This window comes from Enterobacter sp. MGH 38 (assembly GCF_000492855.1).
GTDB lineage: Bacteria > Pseudomonadota > Gammaproteobacteria > Enterobacterales > Enterobacteriaceae > Enterobacter > Enterobacter hormaechei_C.
The window spans coordinates 170,829-188,534 of record NZ_KI535607.1 but is presented as its reverse complement, the minus strand read 5'-3'; the positions used below and the strand labels follow the sequence as shown (position 1 = coordinate 188,534).

17 protein-coding genes are annotated in these 17,706 nt (G+C 59.9%); 9 read left to right on the top strand and 8 right to left on the bottom strand.

Going from position 1 to position 17,706, the window contains the following annotated elements; genetic code table 11:
* The 4 genes from L384_RS19970 to hycI are packed head-to-tail and all read left to right on the top strand — an operon-like array spanning position 1 to position 2,165.
* Complete coding sequence (locus tag L384_RS19970; RefSeq protein ID WP_003862138.1) at positions 1-543, top strand: formate hydrogenlyase complex iron-sulfur subunit; 543 nt, start codon at positions 1-3, stop codon at positions 541-543.
* Positions 543-1,310, top strand: a complete 768-nt coding sequence (locus tag L384_RS19975; RefSeq protein WP_003862141.1) for an NADH-quinone oxidoreductase subunit B family protein — start codon at positions 543-545, stop codon at positions 1,308-1,310. The genes L384_RS19970 and L384_RS19975 overlap by 1 nt, the downstream gene beginning before the upstream one ends.
* The gene (locus L384_RS19980; RefSeq protein ID WP_003862143.1) at positions 1,307-1,717 is read left to right on the top strand and encodes a formate hydrogenlyase maturation HycH family protein; all 411 of its coding nucleotides are present in this window, start codon (positions 1,307-1,309) and stop codon (positions 1,715-1,717) included. Before L384_RS19975 ends, L384_RS19980 begins: the two co-directional genes overlap by 4 nt.
* Positions 1,710-2,165 carry a hydrogenase maturation peptidase HycI gene (gene hycI, locus L384_RS19985; RefSeq protein ID WP_003862145.1) on the top strand — a complete coding sequence of 152 codons (456 nt, stop codon included), beginning with the start codon at positions 1,710-1,712 and terminating at the stop codon, positions 2,163-2,165. Before L384_RS19980 ends, hycI begins: the two co-directional genes overlap by 8 nt.
* A gap of 88 nt (positions 2,166-2,253) precedes the next feature.
* On the opposite strand, the gene L384_RS19990 is transcribed toward hycI, so the two are convergent.
* Both L384_RS19990 and ascF read right to left on the bottom strand, forming a co-directional pair.
* Entirely contained in the window at positions 2,254-3,678 is a 1,425-nt protein-coding gene (locus L384_RS19990; RefSeq protein ID WP_023314720.1) for a 6-phospho-beta-glucosidase, read from the bottom strand.
* Positions 3,679-3,696: 18 nt separating this feature from the next.
* Positions 3,697-5,148 (bottom strand): PTS cellobiose/arbutin/salicin transporter subunit IIBC, encoded by a 1,452-nt coding sequence (gene ascF, locus L384_RS19995; RefSeq protein ID WP_023314719.1) that lies wholly within the window; start codon positions 5,146-5,148, stop codon positions 3,697-3,699.
* A 214-nt stretch (positions 5,149-5,362) separates the two neighbouring features.
* Here ascF and L384_RS20000 point away from each other — a divergent pair, with 214 nt between their 5' ends.
* From L384_RS20000 to L384_RS20015, 4 genes are all read left to right on the top strand, one after another.
* Entirely contained in the window at positions 5,363-6,376 is a 1,014-nt protein-coding gene (locus L384_RS20000) for a LacI family DNA-binding transcriptional regulator (RefSeq protein ID WP_022651738.1), read from the top strand.
* 132 nt (positions 6,377-6,508) lie between these two features.
* Positions 6,509-7,054, top strand: coding sequence for an electron transport protein HydN (hydN, locus tag L384_RS20005; RefSeq protein ID WP_023323661.1), 546 nt, complete (start codon positions 6,509-6,511; stop codon positions 7,052-7,054).
* A gap of 5 nt (positions 7,055-7,059) precedes the next feature.
* Complete coding sequence (gene hypF / locus L384_RS20010; protein WP_023323660.1) at positions 7,060-9,276, top strand: carbamoyltransferase HypF; 2,217 nt, start codon at positions 7,060-7,062, stop codon at positions 9,274-9,276.
* A 1-nt stretch (position 9,277) separates the two neighbouring features.
* On the top strand, positions 9,278-10,300 hold the full coding sequence (locus L384_RS20015) for a HoxN/HupN/NixA family nickel/cobalt transporter (protein WP_023314717.1): 1,023 nt from the start codon (positions 9,278-9,280) through the stop codon (positions 10,298-10,300).
* A 126-nt stretch (positions 10,301-10,426) separates the two neighbouring features.
* On the opposite strand, the gene norW is transcribed toward L384_RS20015, so the two are convergent.
* Positions 10,427-11,560, bottom strand: a complete 1,134-nt coding sequence (gene norW / locus L384_RS20020; RefSeq protein ID WP_023323659.1) for an NADH:flavorubredoxin reductase NorW — start codon at positions 11,558-11,560, stop codon at positions 10,427-10,429.
* Positions 11,557-13,005, bottom strand: coding sequence for an anaerobic nitric oxide reductase flavorubredoxin (gene norV, locus L384_RS20025; RefSeq protein ID WP_022651734.1), 1,449 nt, complete (start codon positions 13,003-13,005; stop codon positions 11,557-11,559). Before norV ends, norW begins: the two co-directional genes overlap by 4 nt.
* 187 nt (positions 13,006-13,192) lie before the next feature.
* Here norV and norR point away from each other — a divergent pair, with 187 nt between their 5' ends.
* The gene (gene norR, locus L384_RS20030) at positions 13,193-14,707 is read left to right on the top strand and encodes a nitric oxide reductase transcriptional regulator NorR (protein ID WP_023323658.1); all 1,515 of its coding nucleotides are present in this window, start codon (positions 13,193-13,195) and stop codon (positions 14,705-14,707) included.
* On the opposite strand, the gene gutQ is transcribed toward norR, so the two are convergent.
* From gutQ to srlD, 4 genes are all read right to left on the bottom strand, one after another.
* Positions 14,704-15,669, bottom strand: a complete 966-nt coding sequence (gene gutQ, locus L384_RS20035) for an arabinose-5-phosphate isomerase GutQ (protein WP_023323657.1) — start codon at positions 15,667-15,669, stop codon at positions 14,704-14,706. The genes norR and gutQ overlap by 4 nt on opposite strands.
* Positions 15,662-16,435 carry a glucitol operon DNA-binding transcriptional repressor SrlR gene (locus tag L384_RS20040; RefSeq protein WP_022651731.1) on the bottom strand — a complete coding sequence of 258 codons (774 nt, stop codon included), beginning with the start codon at positions 16,433-16,435 and terminating at the stop codon, positions 15,662-15,664. Before L384_RS20040 ends, gutQ begins: the two co-directional genes overlap by 8 nt.
* Positions 16,436-16,498: 63 nt before the next feature.
* Positions 16,499-16,858 (bottom strand): transcriptional regulator GutM, encoded by a 360-nt coding sequence (gutM, locus tag L384_RS20045; RefSeq protein ID WP_023323656.1) that lies wholly within the window; start codon positions 16,856-16,858, stop codon positions 16,499-16,501.
* A 67-nt stretch (positions 16,859-16,925) separates the two neighbouring features.
* Positions 16,926-17,705: a sorbitol-6-phosphate dehydrogenase gene (srlD, locus tag L384_RS20050; RefSeq protein WP_003862162.1), complete on the bottom strand. Its 780-nt coding sequence runs from the start codon at positions 17,703-17,705 to the stop codon at positions 16,926-16,928.
* Between the last annotated feature and the right edge of the window lies 1 nt (position 17,706).

Here is a 17,706-nt window from a genome sequence, read left to right as displayed (position 1 = left end):
ATGTTTACCTTTATCAAAAAAGTGATCAAAACCGGCGCGCAGACCAGCAGTTATCCGCTGGAGCCGATCCCGGTTGATAAAAACTTTCGCGGCAAGCCGGAGCACAACCCGCAGCAGTGCATCGGCTGCGCGGCCTGCGTCAACGCCTGCCCGTCGAATGCCTTAACGGTGGAAACGGACCTGAAAACCGGCGAGCTGGCCTGGCAGTTTAACCTCGGGCGCTGCATCTTCTGCGGCCGCTGCGAGGAGGTCTGCCCGACGGTCGCCATTCGCCTGTCTCAGGAGTACGAGCTGGCGGTGTGGAAAAAAGAGGACTTCCTCCAGCAATCGCGCTTTGCGCTGTGCAACTGCCGCGTCTGCAAGCGTCCGTTCGCCGTGCAAAAAGAGATCGACTACGCCATCGCGCTGCTGAAGCACAACGGCGACGTCCGCGCGGAGCATCACCGTGAAAGCTTCGAAACCTGCCCGGAGTGCAAGCGTCAGAAATGCCTGCTGCCGTCTGACCGCATCGATTTAACCCGCCATATGAGAGAGGCCAGCTGATGGAAAACTTACTCGGCCCGCGCGACGCTAACGGCATTCCGGTGCCGCTGACGGTGGAGGAGTCCATCGCCAGCATGAAGGCGTCGCTGCTGAAAAAAATCAAACGCTCGGCCTACGTCTATCGCGTGGACTGCGGTGGCTGCAACGGCTGCGAGATTGAGATCTTCGCTACGCTGTCGCCGCTGTTTGACGCCGAGCGCTTCGGCATCAAGGTGGTGCCGTCCCCGCGCCACGCGGATATCCTGCTGTTCACCGGCGCGGTCACCCGCGCGATGCGCTCGCCTGCGCTACGCGCCTGGCAGTCTGCACCGGATCCGAAAATCTGCATCTCCTACGGTGCCTGCGGCAACAGCGGCGGCATCTTCCACGATCTTTACTGCGTCTGGGGCGGTACCGACAAAATCGTGCCGGTGGACGTCTACATTCCGGGCTGCCCGCCGACGCCCGCCGCCACGCTGTACGGTTTTGCCATGGCGCTCGGCCTGCTGGAGCAGAAGATCCACGCCCGCGAGCCAGGCGAGCTGGACAACCAGCCAGCCACTATCCTGCACCCGGACATGGTGCAGCCGCTGCGGGTGAAGATCGACCGCACGGCACGCAGGCTGGCGGGCTACCGCTACGGACGCCAGATTGCCGACGATTATCTGCGTCTGCTCAGCCAGGGCGACCATCAGGTGGCGCGCTGGCTGGAGGCCGAGAACGATCCGCGTCTCAATGAGATCGTGGCGAACCTGAACAACATTGTGGATGAGGCGCGTATCCGATGAGTGAAACGGTGGTGTTCAGCCAGCTGAGCCGTAAGTTTATTGATGAGAACGATGCCACGCCGGATGCGGCGCAGCAGGTGGTCTATTACAGCCTGGCGATTGGGCACCACCTCGGGGTGATCGACTGCCTGGAGGCGGCGTTAACCTGCCCGTGGCCGGAATACCTGGCGTGGATCGCCACGCTGGAGGAGGGCAGTACGGCGCGGCGCAAGATGGAGGGCGTGCCGAAGTATGGCGAGATCGTCATCGACGCCAACCACATTGCGATGCTCGCTAACGCCTTTGACGCGGCGCTGAGCGTACAAACCCCGGCGCAGCAGGCGTGGAGCAAAACGCTGCTCGGCATGCTGCACGATATTCATCAGGAGAGCGCCATCTACCTGATGGTGAGGAGATTACGTGACTGACGTTTTACTGTGTGTCGGCAACAGCATGATGGGCGACGACGGCGCGGGTCCGCTGCTGGCGGAACTGTGCGCCGCAAACCCGCCGGGCAACTGGGTGGTGATTGACGGCGGCAGCGCGCCGGAAAACGACGTGGTCGCCATCCGTGAACTGCATCCGGACAGGCTGTTAATCGTCGATGCCACCGATATGGGGCTTAACCCCGGCGAGATCCGCCTGATTGACCCGGACGACATCGCCGAGATGTTTATGATGACCACCCACAATATGCCGCTGAACTACCTGGTGGATCAGATCAAAGACGACGTGGGCGAGGTGCTGTTTTTGGGCATTCAGCCGGATATTGTCGGGTTTTATTACCCGATGACGCCGCCGGTGAAAGAGGCGGTGGAGGGGGTGTATTCACGGCTTGCAGGGTGGGTTGGGGATGGAGGTTTTTCTCCGCTCTGAGCAGTGCCGGGTGGCGGCTTCGCCTTACCCGGCCTACCAAACCCATCTCCCTCTCCCTGTGGGAGAGGGCTGGGGTGAGGGCAACAGGCTACTCGAGATCCCCCCCGTTACTCGCAATCACCTTCTTATACCATCCGAACGATTTCTTGCGTTTCCGTTCCAGCGTGCCGTTCCCGGCGTCGTCGCGGTCGACGTAGACAAATCCATAGCGCTTGCTCATCTCCCCGGTTGAGGCCGAGACCAGGTCAATGCAGCCCCAGGTGGTGTAGCCCAGCAGCGGAACGCCGTCCTCAATCGCGTCGCCCATCGCGCGGATGTGCTCGCGCAGGTAGCTGATGCGGTAGTCGTCGTTAATCTCACCGTTTTCATCAACGACATCTTTCGCCCCCAGACCGTTTTCCACCAGGAACAGCGGCTTCTGGTAGCGGTCGTACATCATGTTCATAGTGATGCGCAGGCCGAGCGGGTCGATACCCCAGCCCCACTCGCTCACCTGAATGTGCGGGTTGCGCAGGGACTTCACGATGTTCGCCGCGCTGGTGTTGCCCGCGTTCATGTCCGCCGACGCGCAGCGCGAGGCGTAGTAGCTGAACGAGACAAAGTCGACGGTATTTTTCAGCAGTTCGTCATCGCCCGGGTCTTTCACAATCACGACGCCTTTTTCGCGGAACACGCGGGCAGAGTAGGCCGGATAGCTGCCGCGCGCCTGCACGTCGATAAAAAACAGGTTCTCGCGGTCTTTCTCCAGCGCCATCCACACGTCTTCCGGCTTGCAGGAGTAGGGGTAGAAGTTACCGCCCGCCAGCATGCAGCCGACCTGGTTTTCCGGGTTTACCTCGTGGGCAATTTTGGTCGCCAGCGCGCTCGCCACCAGCTCGTGGTGCGCGGCCTGGTATTTCACCTGGTCTTCGTTTTCACCTTCCTCAAACACCAGCCCCGCGCCGGAAAAGGGGCTGTGCAGCATGATGTTGATTTCGTTGAAGGTCAGCCAGTATTTCACCAGCCCGTTAAACTCTTCGAAGCAGGTGCGGGCGTAGCGGGCGAAGAAATCGACCATCTTACGGTTGCGCCAGGAGCCGTACTCCGTCACCAGGTGCATCGGCACGTCGAAGTGGCAGAGGGTCACCAGCGGCTCGATGTTGTACTTTTTGCACTCCTCGAACACCGCGCGGTAGAAGGCAATGCCTTCCTGATTCGGCAGCGGTTCGTCGCCGTTCGGGTAGAGGCGGCTCCAGGCAATCGAGGTGCGGAACACCGTAAAGCCCATCTCCGCCATCAGGGCGATGTCTTCTTTGTAGCGATGGTAAAAATCAATCGCCTCGTGGCTCGGGTAGAATTCGTCGTCCCGCAACGAAAACCGTTTTTCCTTGCCGACTTTTACCGCCAGGCGGTTTGCGCCGTGGGGGATCATATCGACCGTCGTCAGTCCTTTGCCGCCTTCACGGTAAGCCCCTTCACTCTGGTTGGCGGCAAGCGCGCCGCCCCATAAAAATCCTTGTGGAAAAACAGACATTCTTACCTCGCTTTCAGTTTATGCTTCTGCTGCTTTGTTCTGTACCGGTGCGGTTTGCAGGGCGCGTGCTTTTTCGGCTTCGTCTTCTACCGGGATATCCTCAAACCCTAACAGCAGGGTCAGCACAAACGACAGCACCACTGCCAGACCCATCACGCCAAACACCCAGACGATGGTCATCGGGTTGGCCGGGTCGAAGAACTGCACGCTGGTAAACAGCCCCGGCGCCGCCATCGAATGGCTGGCAAGACCGGCCATTCCTGCCACCGCGCCGCAGATAAAGCCGCTGATCAGACTCGCAATCAGCGGACGCTTCAGGCGTACCGCCACGCCGTACAGGGCCGGTTCAGAGATCCCCGCCATGATGGCGGAGGCCGCCGCGGCCAGCGCCGTCTGGCGCAGCTCCGGGTTTTTGGTTTTCCACGCTACCGCCAGCGATGAACCGCCGAGCGACAGGTTGGCGCCGATTTCCGACGGCATCACCATCCCTTCTTTGCCCGTTTCGGCAATGGTCTGGATGATGGTCGGCGTAAACACGCGGTGCATCCCGGTCATCACCAGCAGCGGCCACAGCGCGCCCATAATGGCAACGGAGAGCCAGCCCAGATAGCCGTGAATGGTGTAGACCAGCGCGGAGATGGCGCTGCCGATCCAGATCCCGAGCGGGCCAATCAGTACGATGGCGAGCGGGGCGGCAATCAGCACGATCAGCATCGGCTTGAGGAAGTTTTTCGTCACCGCCGGGGTAATGCGATCCACCCAGCGTTCGATGTACGACAGGCACCAGGTCATCACCAGCGCCGGGATAACGGTATAGGTGTATTTCACCGCCGTCACCGGAATGAACGCGAACTCAACGTGCTCGCCCTGCGCGGCCTTGGCCATCAGCTCGATAAAGCTCGGGTGAACCAGCACGCCCGCGATGGCGATTGCCAGGGACATGTTGGTTTTGAACTTCACCGCTGCGGAAGCCGCCACCATCAGCGGCAGGAAGAAGAACGCGCCGTCGCCGATAACGGTCAGGATCGTCAGTGTCGGGTCGCCTTTGCCCAGCACGCCGGTCATCTCAAGGATCATCGCCAGCAGCTTGACCATCGACCCGCCGATGATCGCCGGGATCAGCGGAGACATGGTGCCGATCAGCGCGTCGAGGATCCCGGCGCCAATCCGGCGCAGCGTGAGCTTCTGTGGACCTTCCGCTACGGCAGGTTGCAGGTTGGCGGGCAGCAGGCTCACCACTTCACGGTATGCCTGGGACACGGTGTTGCCGATGATCACCTGGCACTGGTTGTCGTTGCGCACCACGCCGAGCACGCCGCTGATGCTTTTCAGGCGCGCGGTGTCGGTAAGGCTTTCGTCTTTCAGAACGAAGCGCAGGCGCGTCATGCAGTGGGTGACGGCGACGATGTTCTCTTTACCGCCCAGCGCGCTAACAACGTCGTTTGCCAGCGCAGCGTAATTTTTTGCCATCGGATGTGATCCTGTTATCGTTGTGAGAAGTGTAGGAAACCGGTTTCACATAATCATCATGAGTTTCTTTTAATGAAACAAGACCACTTTTTATGCATTTTTTCGTTTCGTGATGACGATCACTCGTGGCCGTAAAAAGCGTGATAACGTCGCTGCGACAATTTTTCTGCGGTGAAGTACACTGCGGCTCATCGGTTTTGAATGGAATAACACTATGACCACCATGCTGGAAGTGGCGAAGCGGGCAGGCGTGTCGAAAGCGACGGTCTCCCGGGTGCTGTCGGGGAACGGTTACGTCAGCCAGGAGACGAAAGACCGCGTGTTTCAGGCCATCGAAGAAAGCGGGTATCGCCCCAATCTGCTGGCGCGAAACCTGGCGACCAAACGCACCCAGACCCTGGGGCTGGTGGTGACGAACACCCTGTACCATGGGGTCTACTTTAGCGAGCTGCTGTTTAACGCCGCGCGGATGACGGAAGAGAAGGGGCGCCAGCTGATCCTGGCGGACGGCAAGCACAGCGCCGAAGAGGAGCGCGAGGCGATCCAGTACCTGCTCGACATGCGCTGCGACGCGGTGATCATCTACCCGCGTTTTCTGAGCGTGGAAGCGCTGGACGAGATCATTGAGAAATGCGAGCAGCCGATCATGGTGCTCAACCGCCGTTTGCGGAAAAACAGCAGCCACAGCGTCTGGTCCGATCATAAAGCGTCGTGTCAGGACGCGGTATCGCAGCTCATCGCGAAAGGCCACCGGGAGATTGCGTTTATCACCGGTTCGCTGGATTCACCCACCGGGGTGGAGCGTCTTTCCGGTTACAGGGACGCGCTGGCGCAGCACGGGATTGCAGTTCGTGACGCGCTGATCGCCGAAGGGAAGTGGAGCCCGGCCAGCGGCGCGGCGGCGGTCTCTCAGCTGCTCACCCGCGGCGAAGCGTTTACCGCGCTGGTGGCGAGTAACGACGATATGGCGATTGGCGCCATCAGGCAGTTGCACGAGAGCGGCGTCGCCACGCCGGGCGCGGTGTCCGTCATCGGCTTTGACGACGTGGCAATCGCGCCCTATATCGTGCCGTCCCTCTCCAGCGTGCGTATTCCGGTAACGGAGATGATCCAGGAGACCATCAGCCGCCTGATTTTCATGCTCGACGGCGGTGAGTTTAAGCTTCAGCAAACCTTCTCCGGCGAGCTTATCCTGCGCGACTCCGTTATTGACGGCCCGCATCGCTGACGTCGACATCTGTCATCGTCACTAATGACGATGACAGAACTACTTCTTTTTATTTCGCTTTAAAATCAAAGCATTAAATATTGGCACGGTTTATGAATAGCTTCGCGCATAACAGTTATGCCGGAGAAGCAGATGAACCGTTTTATTATGGCCGATGCCAGCAAATGCATTGGTTGCCGTACCTGTGAAGTGGCGTGCGTGGTGTCCCATCAGGCAGAGCAGGATTGCGCCTCTCTCACCCCTGATAACTTCCTGCCGCGCATCCACGTCATTAAAGGCGTGAATATTTCTACCGCCGCTATCTGTCGCCAGTGTGAAGACGCGCCGTGCGCCAACGTCTGTCCGAACGGGGCGATTAAGCGCGAGAAAGGCTTCGTGCATGTGATGCAGGAGCGCTGCATCGGGTGCAAAACCTGTGTGGTGGCGTGTCCGTATGGCGCGATGGAGGTGGTGGTTCGCCCGGTGGTTCGCAACAGCGGTATCGGGCTGAGCGTGCGCGCGGAGAAAGCCGAAGCCAATAAATGTGACCTCTGCTACCACCGCGAAGCCGGTCCGGCGTGTATGGAAGCCTGTCCGACGCATGCGCTGGTTTGCGTCGATCGAGACAAGCTCGAACAGATGAGTGCCGAAAAACGTCGCCGCGCGGCGTTCGACACCTCGTCATCACTGCTGTTCTGAACCGTATGAGCAGCAACGGCGTTCAGCTGCGGGTGCGCGGCAAGGTGCAGGGCGTGGGGTTTCGGCCCTTCGTCTGGCAGCTGGCGCACCGGCTGAAGCTTGTGGGCGATGTCTGCAACGACGGAGAGGGTGTCCTGGTGCGTCTCGCGGGTAATGGGGGGGACTTTACCGCGAGGCTGCATCAGGACTGCCCACCGCTGGCGCGCATCGATCGCGTTGAAACGCAGCCGTACAGCTGGAATACGCTGCCGGACGAGTTTGTCATCCGCCACAGCGAGAGTGGGGCGATGGACACGCAAATCGTCCCGGATGCCGCCACCTGTCCCGCGTGCCTGGCGGAGATGCGCGATCCCCGCGAACGTCGCTACCGCTACCCGTTTATCAACTGCACCCACTGCGGGCCGCGGTTTACCATTATCCGCGCCATGCCCTATGATCGCCCGGCCACGTCAATGGCGCCATTCCCGCTCTGTGTGCCCTGTGAAACGGAGTACCGCAACCCGGCTGATCGGCGTTTTCACGCCCAGCCGGTTGCCTGCCCGGACTGCGGGCCGCAGCTGGAGTGGCGAGCCGGGGAGGCTGCTGCTGCCCGCGAATCGGCGTTAAGCGCGGCGGTGGCGATGCTGGAAGGCGGCGGGATTGTGGCGGTCAAAGGGCTGGGCGGTTTTCACCTGGTCTGCGACGCGCTTAACCCGCAGGCGGTTCGGAAATTACGGGCACGCAAGCAGCGCCCGACCAGGCCGCTGGCGGTGATGATCCCGCATGCGAACGATCTGCCGAAGGCCATCCAGACGCTGTTACGTTCACCCGCTGCGCCGATTATGCTGACGCCAAAAGCCTGCCTTCCAGCGTTTCCTGAGGAGATTGCGCCGGGGCTGAATACGGTCGGCGTGATGTTGCCTGCGAACCCGCTCCAGCATTTGCTGATGTTGGACTGTCAGCGTCCGCTGGTGATGACCTCCGGCAACCTAAGTGGCCATCCACCCGTCATAAACAACCAGCAGGCGCTGGAAGAACTCAGTGACATCGCTGACGGCTTCCTGCTGCACAACCGCGACATCCTGCAACGGATGGATGATTCAGTGATGGACCAGGAGGGCACGATGTTGCGTCGCGCACGCGGTTTTGTGCCGGATGCCATCACATTGCCCGCCGGATTCCGCGACATCCCGCCCATGTTATGCACCGGCGCGGAGATGAAAAATACCTTCTGCCTGGTACGTGGCAACCAGGCGGTGCTGAGCCAGCATTTTGGCGATCTGAGCGACGAGGGCGTAGAGGCGCAGTGGCGCAGCGCGCTCTCGACGATGCAGGAGATCTACGCTTTCCAGCCAGAGCGTGTGGTGTGCGATGCCCATCCGGGATACCACGCCCGACAGTGGGCCCGGACGCAGGCGCTGCCCGTTGAGACCGTGCTGCATCATCATGCGCATGCGGCAGCGTGTCTGGCGGAGAACGGCTGGCCGCTCGACGGCGGGGATGTTATTGCCCTGACGCTGGACGGGATCGGCATGGGCGAGAACGGCGCGCTGTGGGGCGGCGAGTGCCTGCGGGTGAACTATCGCGACTGCGAACGGCTGGGCGGTCTGCCAGCCGTTGCGCTGCCGGGGGGCGATCTGGCGGCAAAACAGCCGTGGCGCAATTTGCTCGCCCACTGTCTGGCGTTCGTACCTGACTGGCAGCAGTACCCGGAAACTGAGGTGGTACAGCGTCAAAACTGGCCGCTGCTGGCAACGGCGGTGTCGCGCGGTATCAATGCGCCGCGGGCCTCCTCCTGTGGTCGTCTGTTCGACGCCGTGGCCTGTGCGCTGGGCATTGAAACGCAACGCTATGAGGGCGAAGCCGCGTGCCGGCTGGAGGCGCTGGCCGAACGCTGTGCAGGGGTTGATCATCCGGTGACGCTCCAGACGGATAACCTTGCGCTGTTCTGGCAGCAGTGGCTGGCCTGGCGGGCGGAGCCCGGCGAGCGCGCCTGGGCCTTTCACGATGCGCTGGCAAAAGGGCTGAGCGAACTGGCGGCAACGCATGCCCGCCGACGGTCGCTCTCTACGGTGTGCTTCAGCGGCGGCGTCCTTCACAACCGCCTGCTGCGCGCGCGCCTTTGTCATTACCTTTCTGATTTCACGCTTCTTTTTCCTTCGCGCCTGCCCGCAGGTGACGGAGCGATCTCCTTCGGGCAGGCGGTGGTTGCTGCCGCCCGATCATGTTTACAAAGGACTTAAAATGTTACGACTGTTACGCAATGAACCTCGTGCAGCGTGCCTGCTGCTGGCTCTCGGGATGGCTAACCTGCTGGCCTGGGGGCTGGCGTGGCACACCTTTAGCGACAGTACGGCGCTGATGGCGGCCAGCCTGCTGGCCTGGTGTTACGGACTGCGTCATGCGGTGGATGCCGACCATATCGCCGCGATTGATACCGTGACGCGTAAGATGATGCAGCAGGGCAAGCGCCCGTCCGGCGTGGGCGCATGGTTTTCTCTCGGACACTCCACCATCGTGGTGCTGGCCTCCATTGCTATCGCCGCTACCGCCACGGCGTTTCAGAAAAACATGGCATGGTTCCACGAAACCGGCAGCCTGATTGGCACCGCCGTCTCCGCCACCTTCCTGCTGGCGATGGCGCTGGTGAATATGGTGATCCTGCGCGGCGTCTGGCGCAGTTTTCAGGCACTGAAACACGGCAGGCCGGCGCAGGGCGACATCACGCTGCCTGCACAGGGTGGCGTCATGAACTGGCTGTTCGGCAAAACCTTCCGCCTCGTCAATAAAAGCTGGCAGATGTACCTGGTCGGTTTCCTGTTTGGCCTCGGCTTTGACACGGCCACCGAAATCGGCGTGCTGGGGATCTCCGCCGCCAGCGCCTCCAGCGGGATGTCGGTGTGGTCGATCATGATCTTCCCGGCGCTCTTCGCCAGCGGCATGGCGCTGGTGGATACGCTCGATAACCTGCTGATGGTGGGTGCCTACGGCTGGGCGTTTAACAAGCCGCAGCGCAAGCTGTACTACAACATGACCATCACCGGCACTTCGGTGGTAGTGGCGCTGTTTATCGGCGGCCTGGAAGCGCTGGGTCTGCTGATGGACAAGTTCTCCCTCAGCGGCGGCGTGTGGGATCTGATTGGCGCGGTGAACGATAACCTGGGCGATGCCGGATTTGTGGTGGTCGGGCTGTTTGTCGCCTGCTGGCTGATCTCGATGGCGAACTACCGCTGGCGCGGTTATGACGCGCTGGTGGTGCGCTCCTGACGCTGAAAGGGTAGCCATAAAAAAAGCCCCGGGACATCGGGGCGGTGGACAATAAAATCCAAAGGTTAAGTAAGCGTGGCAGTACTATAGGCCGGGTAAGCGGAGCGCCGCCCGGCATGACGAGGGTTAAGCAGGTAACGATTTCAGCAGCGCGAAGGCCTCCTTCATTCTGTCTTCGCTGACCACAAAGGCGCGCATCTGACCGGCAGTATCGGTGCCGCGCGCCACCATGCCCTGAGGCGAAAGGGCAATCTGCCAGTCCAGATCCTGACGCTGCGTTTCACCTGCGAGATGCAGCGGTAGTTCCGGCGTTTTTACCTTCACCAGCATGGCGGGTAATTTCACCGGGGCGTTGCCGCCGAGCAGGTTTTTCGCCAGGAACATGGCGCTTAACTGAATCGGTTGCAGGAATGGCAGCACCTGGCCGTTAATTTCTGCGCAGTCGCCCAGGGCATAAATATCCGGCTGGGTGGTTTGCAGGTAGCTGTCCACCTTCACGCCGCGATTGATCTCTGCGCCCGCGCGGTGCGCCAGCGCGGTTTCCGGGCGCAACCCCGTCGCCGCAATAACCACATCCACTTCCACGCTGCGGTTGCGGTCGAGCGTCGCACAAATGCCGGTTTCGGTTTTGCTCAGGCTCTGCAACTGCGATTTCAGCAGCAGATGCACGCCCATGTCGGTCAGACGATGCTGTAAGCGACTGCTTACTTCTGCCGGCATCAGCGCTGACAGAATGCTGGCCGCGTGGTCAACCAGGGTGACGGATTTTCCCGCCCGGCAGAAGTCCATCGCCAGCTCGGTGCCAATCAGCCCGCCGCCGACAATCATCACCCGCGTGGCGTCGCGTAACAGGGTCTCGCTGGCCTGATACTCCAGCTGGCTGTTGAGCGTGACCATTAGTTCGCGGCCCTCAACCGGCGGCACAAACGCCGATGCCCCCGTCGCCAGCACCAGCTTGTCGTAGTGCCAGGTTTTATCTTTCGCGTTCACCACGTGGGCGTCGGCGTCGATATCGGTCACCCAGGTGTACGGAAACAGACGCAGGTTAAACTGTTCTGCAAACTCCCCCGCCGTCTGGCGGGTGAGATCGTCGGCGCGCTGATTCTGGCTAATGACGTGGCTTAAATCAGGCTTGTTGTACTCATCCATGCTGTCGGCGGCGATTACCGTCAACGGCACGTTAGCATCCTGTTTGCGGATATTTTTCACCAGCTGGCGGGCGGCAAAGCCCGAGCCGATAATGACGATGCCGTGGCTCATTTTGCCTCCGTTGCCAGTTCATCAAAGACGTCTTTCCCGAGGGAACATTCCGGGCAGAGGAAGTTGTCCGGCACCTCGCTCCATGGCGTACCCGGCGCGACATCCTGCAACGGCTCGCCCAGCTCAGGATCGTAAATCCACTGGCAGACGCTGCACTGCATGCAAGGGCCGAGGTCGGCAGCGGCAGGAGCGGCTTCTGCTACGGCTTCCGGCGCAACAGCCGCGGCGGGTGCGGTTTCCGGCAGTGGCGCAAGCGCCCACTGGCGGGCAATGTCGCGACCGTGCTGGCGACAGATTTCCAGCGCGTCGAGATCCGGACGCCATTTCGCCTTCAGGCTCAGGGACATCTCAAAACCGGCATCCTGTAAACGGGTGGAGAGACGGTCTACCGCGCCGCCGCTCCAGCCGTGTGAACCAAAGGCGCTGGCGCGTTTGTTACGGAAGCGCAGGCCGGTCATCTCTTCCACCAGTCCGGCAATTTTCGGCATCATCACGTTATTCATGGTGGAGGTACCCACCAGCACGCCTTTGGAGCGGAAGACGTTGGTCAATACCTCATTCTTATCGCTGCGCGCCACGTTGAAGATTTTCACCGCCACGTTCGGGTCAACTTCGTTGATGCCCTGGGCAATGGCGTCCGCCATCATGCGGGTGTTGTTGGACATGGTGTCGTAGAAGATCGTAATGCGGTCTTCCTGATAGTCCGCCGCCCACTTCAGGTACAGTTCGACAATCTGGGTTGGATTTTCACGCCATACCACGCCGTGGGAGGTGGCAATCATATCCACCGGCAGGTTGAAGCCGAGGATCTCGGTGATTTTTGGCGTGACCAGACGGCTGAACGGGGTCAGGATGTTGGCGTAGTAGCGTTGGCACTGTTCGAACAGCTCGGTCTGATCCACTTCGTCGTTGAACAGACGTTCGTCGCAGTAGTGCTGGCCGAAAGCGTCGTTACTGAACAGCACCGCGTCACCGGTCATGTAGGTCATCATGCTGTCCGGCCAGTGCAGCATTGGGGTTTCCACGAAGATCAGCTGTTTGCCGTTGCCGATATCCAGCGTGTCGCCGGTTTTCACAGTGTGGAAGTTCCACTCCGGATGGTGGTGGTGGCCGTTGATGGAGTCAATGGCGTTAGTGGTGCAGTAGATCGGGGTATCCGGAATGTGGGACATCAGCTCGGTCAGCGCCCCGGCATGATCCTCTTCCGCGTGGTTGATGATAATGTAGTCGATCTCATTCAGATCGATTTCGCTGCGCAGGTTCTGCACGAACTCGCGGCTGAATTTGTGATCGACGGTATCGATCAGGACGTTTTTACCTTCACGAATGAGATAGCTGTTGTAGCTGCTACCGCGCAGCGTTTTGTATTCCGTCCCGTGAAAATCACGTACTTCCCAGTCACGTTGACCCACCCAATGAATGTTATTTTTAACCAGAATAGACATAGCAACCTCAACTTAATACGGCGTTTTCAAATAAGATGACTGTCAGATATCAAGTTGCGTGCCAACTTTTTAACTTATTGAAAATAATGGATTTATATTTTGATGCTCCCAAATAGGTAGTCATTTTGACTATCTTAAAAATTGTCAATATGACACTATGTATTGTCAAAATGACAGTGAGGCAGAGATGAGCTTTTCCGTAGATGTGCTGGCGAAGATCGCCATAGAACTGCAAACCGGTATTGGTCATCAGGACCGCTTTCAGCGGCTGATCTCCACGTTGCGTCACGTGCTGGATTGCGATGCCTCGGCGCTGCTGCGTTACGAAGGGCGGCAGTTTATTCCGCTGGCTATCGACGGTCTGGCGAAGGACGTACTCGGGCGGCGCTTTACCCTGGAGGGCCACCCGCGTCTGGAAACCATCGCCCGTGCGGGTGACGTGGTGCGTTTCCCGGCGGACAGCGATCTGCCCGACCCTTACGACGGCCTGATCCCCGGGCAGGAGAGCCTGAAGGTGCACGCCTGTATCGGCCTGCCGCTGTTTGCCGGGCAGAACCTGATTGGTGCGTTAACCCTCGACGGCATGTCGCCGGATCAGTTCGATACCTTCAGCGACGAAGAGCTACGGCTGATTGCTGCGCTGGCGGCCGGGGCGCTGAACAACGCCCTGCTGATAGAACAGCTGGAGAGCCAGAATATTCTTCCGGGTAGCCCGACGGCGTTTGAGCAGGTGGCGCACACCGAAATGATCGGCCTTTCGCCAGGCATGGCGCAGCTCAAAAAAGAGATTGAGATTGTCGCCGCGTCTGATTTGAACGTGCTGATCTTCGGGGAGACCGGCACCGGTAAAGAGCTGGTGGCGAAAGCGATCCACGAAGCCTCGCCCCGTGCGGTGAATCCGCTGGTCTATCTCAACTGCGCGGCGCTGCCGGAAAGCGTGGCGGAAAGTGAGCTGTTCGGACACGTCAAAGGGGCCTTTACCGGGGCGATCAGCAACCGCAGCGGCAAGTTCGAAATGGCCGATAACGGCACGCTGTTTCTCGATGAAATTGGCGAACTCTCCCTTTCGCTCCAGGCCAAACTGCTGCGGGTGTTGCAGTATGGCGATATTCAACGCGTGGGAGACGATCGCAGCTTACGCGTGGATGTGCGCGTGCTGGCGGCGACGAACCGCGATCTGCGCGAAGAGGTGCTGGCGGGGAATTTCCGCGCCGATCTGTTCCACCGTCTGAGCGTGTTCCCGCTCACGGTGCCGCCGCTGCGCGAGCGGGGCGACGACGTGGTGCTGCTGGCGGGCTTTTTCTGCGAACAGTGTCGGCTCAAAATGGGGCTTTCCCGCGTGGTGCTAAGCCCCGGTGCGAGGACGCACCTGCTGAGCTACGGCTGGCCGGGTAACGTGCGTGAACTGGAACATGCGATTCACCGCGCGGTGGTGCTGGCGCGGGCTACGCGTTCGGGGGATGAAGTGGTAATTCATGCGCGCCATTTCGCGCTGCATGAGGAAACGACGCCGTCCGTGAAGCCGGTGATACCTGAGAGCGTGAACGAAAACCTGCGCGAGGCGACGAATGCGTTCCAGCGTCAGATGATCGCCCGCGCGCTGGAGCAGAATAACCGCAGCTGGGCGGCGTGCGCGCGGGCGCTGGAGATGGACGTCGCCAACCTCCACAGGCTGGCGAAACGTCTGGGGCTGAAGGGTTAAATAATCCCCGCCTGGTAGAAGTCTTGCAGGTTGATCGCGCCGCACAGCCTGCCGTGCTCGTCCACCACCGGCGCGGCGGTGATTTTGCGCTTCATCAGCACCTCTTTGGCTTCAATGGCGCGGCTGTCGGCATTCAGCGTCAGTCCGCCCTGGGTCATTGCTTCGGATACCCGCGCATCCAGCTTGCCGCCGCCCACCAGCCAGCGGCGCAGGTCGCCGTCGGTGAAGACGCCCTTCACCTGGCGGTCATTGTCGCATACCGCAACCAGCCCCAGCCCGGTGCGGCTCAGCTCCAGCATGGCGTCCATCACGCTGGTGTCGAGTTTGACCTGAGGAATGGCATCGTCGGTGCGCATCAGGTGGTGAACCTTGTTGAGCAGACGTGCCCCAAGCGCGCCCGCAGGATGGGAGCGGGCGAAATCTTCCTCATTAAAACCGCGCGCCTGCATCACCGCCATTGCCAGCGCGTCGCCCATCATCAGGGTGTTGACGGTGCTGGAGGTCGGTGCCAGGTGCATCGGACAGGCTTCGCGCTCAACGGAAATATCCAGCGTTGCTTTCGCGGCCAGCGCCAGCGGCGATCGGGATTTGCCGGTCATCGCTAACAGGGCCACCGATTTTTCTTGCAGGCGAGGGATGATGAGATCCAGCTCTTTGGCTGAACCGGAGTAGGAGATAAACAGCATCACGTCGCGGCTTTCGATCATCCCCAGATCGCCGTGCAGCGCTTCGGCAGGATGCACAAAGAACGCCGGAGTGCCGGTGCTGGCAAGCGTCGCGGCAATCTTCTTGCCGATATGACCGGATTTACCGATACCCGCCACGATCACTTTACCCTCGCAGTGGATAATGGTGTTGGCTGCACGAACAAAATCCTCACCCAGACGCTCCGGCAGGCGGCTGGCTTCCTGTAGCTCCAGCAGCAGGGTCTGACGGCCTGCGTTTAACAGAAAATCACTCATTTTTCTCTCCGGTTACGATCACGTCGATGCCCTTCGCTTCCAGCGCTTTTTTAAATGCCGGATCGATACCTGCGTCGGTAATCAGCTTATCGACGCTTTCAAGGCTACAGACAATGTTGGGGCTTTTACGGCCAAACTTCGACGAGTCCGCCATCAAAATCACTTCCCGTGCGGCGTTGCACATCGCTTTGCTGACGCTGAACACCTCGTTGAAGGTAGTCACGCCCGCGTTGAGGTCGATGCCGTCGGTGCCCATAAACAGCTTATCGAAGCTGAAGTGGTCGAAGGCATTCTCCGCCAGCTGCCCGTGAAACGACGCCGATTTTTTACGGAAGGTGCCACCGGGCATCAGGATGGTCTGCTCGCTATCGAACTCTGACAGGGCATTGACGATGTGCAGGCTGTTGGTCATCACGGTGATGTTATTAAAGCGGCTGAGCAGCGGGATCATCTGTAGGACAGTACTGCCTGCGTCGAGGATAATGGAATCGCCGTCATGGATAAATTTGACGGCGGCTTCGGCAATCAGCGCTTTCTGGTGAGTATTGATCAGCGTTTTGTGGTCGATAGGCGGGTCGGCTTCGTCTTTATTGAGCACCACGCCGCCGTAGGTACGAATGACGGCGCCGGAGTTTTCGAGCAACACCAGGTCCTTGCGTATTGTCGTGCCGGTGGTGTCAAAGTAGTGGGCCAGATCCTCTACCGAGCACTTTCCCTGCTTTTGCAGATGCTCAAGTATGGCCGCCTGCCGCTGACGTGGTTTCATAGGCGCTTCGCTCCTTACGTTGCGAAATGATAATTCCGCAAGTTTATAACTTTCACAACGAAATTATCCATGTTTCAGATTAAGCGCTAATGATAGTGCATTCTGACAGAGTGAATCATGGGGGAAGATCACATCAGGTTGTAATTCATGCAGCGAAATGCCGTTGATCGCCTGAATTTTGGTCGGACGGGCAAACACCGTTACGCCGCGCATGATGAGGGAATCGCTCACCCGGTTGTGTTCATCCAGCGCAACGGCAACCACCACGCGCGGCTTAAAGCGCCCCCCGGAACGCCCGACGCCGACGCGTCCCTTCTGACACAACGCATCAAAGGCGCGGTTAAACTGGTAGATCTGCCAGCCGCCAAACGCCATCTGGCAGATCCAGGCGAGGGCGGCGACGGTGATGAGTGCGGTTACCATATCGGCTCCTTGTTATATTCCCTCTCCCGGTGGGAGAGGGGGAGGGGGAGGGCATCACCCTGCTCGATCAGAACATCACCTGCCCACCGGTGACGTTAATCGACTGTCCGGTGCAGTACGAGGCTTTCGGGCTGGCGTAAAACAGCAGCATGTTCAGCACGTCCTGATAGTCGCACCCGCGCTTGAGCGGCACTTTGTCGATGTAGTACTGCTCCACTTCTTCAGCTTTGATGCCAAGTTTGGCGGCGTACTGCGGCAGCAGGGACTGGAACATCGGGGATTTCAGCAGGTTACCCAGCATCAGCGCGTGAACGGTAATGCCGTATTCGGCCAGATCCAGCGCCAGAGACTGCGTCAGCCCGACGCCGCCAAACTTCGCCGCGCTGTAGCCGGAGTTGTGCTTGCTGCCCACTTTCCCCGATTTTGAGTTGATCTGAATGATGCGACCCTGAATACCGTCGCGGATCATCAGCCGGGAAAACTCACGGGCGCAGAGGAAATAGCCCACCAGATTCACCTGCAACGAGCGGTCAAAATCCCCCAGCTCGAAATCGCTGATAAACGCCGCTTTCGCAATCCCCGCGCTGTAGACCAGCAGGTCGATACGCCCAAATATCTCGTCCACGCCGCGGGCCAGCGCCATCACGCTCTGCTCGCTGGTGGCGTCGGCACCAAATCCGTACGCCATCCCTTCGCCAAACTCGGTGTTGATGGCGTCCGCTACGCGGGCGGCTTTCTCACTCTGAATATCCACGACCGCCACGCGGTAGCCCTCTGCGGCAAGCCCATGGCAGAGGAACTCGCCTAAGGTTTGTCCCCCACCAATGACAACGGCAACCTGACTCATG